Genomic DNA, 469 nt, shown 5'->3' with positions numbered 1-469 from the left:
TGATACGAGAATGTTAATGGGTATTCAGTTATCCACCAAGGAATTTGTCTACTTATACAAGCAATTATTTACCGAGAAGGAGCAGCGGATGTTGGAGGGTTGGGGGCCTTTAGAGGCGGATTACCCAGGTGACCAGCTTACTCTGCTCCATCGCCAAGGAAACGTCCTAACTTTCTCCCGTCAAGCCGTAAAAGCTTACTACGGCGGCGGTTGGGAGGCTCTTACTACTTCGTATACAATTCCTCAAAAATAGATCAAGCAAGCCCTCATCATGATCGTAGGATGAGGGCTTTTTGTCGCTCTGATGTGAGCTATTTTCAGCTATTGCAGTTCCTCTGATTGCTGTAGACCATTTCAAAGCTGGTTCATATTTGATACACTTAAATGAATATGATTATCACTATCATTTACGGGAGAGTTGCCAATGGCACTGCATATAAAAGGAAACGAGCAAGTCGAGCCATTGCTC

1 protein-coding gene is annotated in these 469 nt (G+C 44.1%); it reads left to right on the top strand.

Annotation, left to right across the window (positions count from 1 at the left end; all coding sequences use genetic code 11):
* On the top strand, nucleotides 1-253 hold a 253-nt coding region (locus AB4Z10_RS29740; protein ID WP_441474000.1), incomplete at its 5' end, for a hypothetical protein.
* Between the last annotated feature and the right edge of the window lie 216 nt (nucleotides 254-469).

Origin of the sequence: Allobosea sp. RAF48, assembly GCF_052114025.1 — a bacterium.
Classification (GTDB): domain Bacteria; phylum Pseudomonadota; class Alphaproteobacteria; order Rhizobiales; family Beijerinckiaceae; genus Allobosea.
The sequence above is the reverse complement of the archived record's forward strand: the minus strand, read 5'-3'. Positions and strand labels throughout refer to the sequence as shown.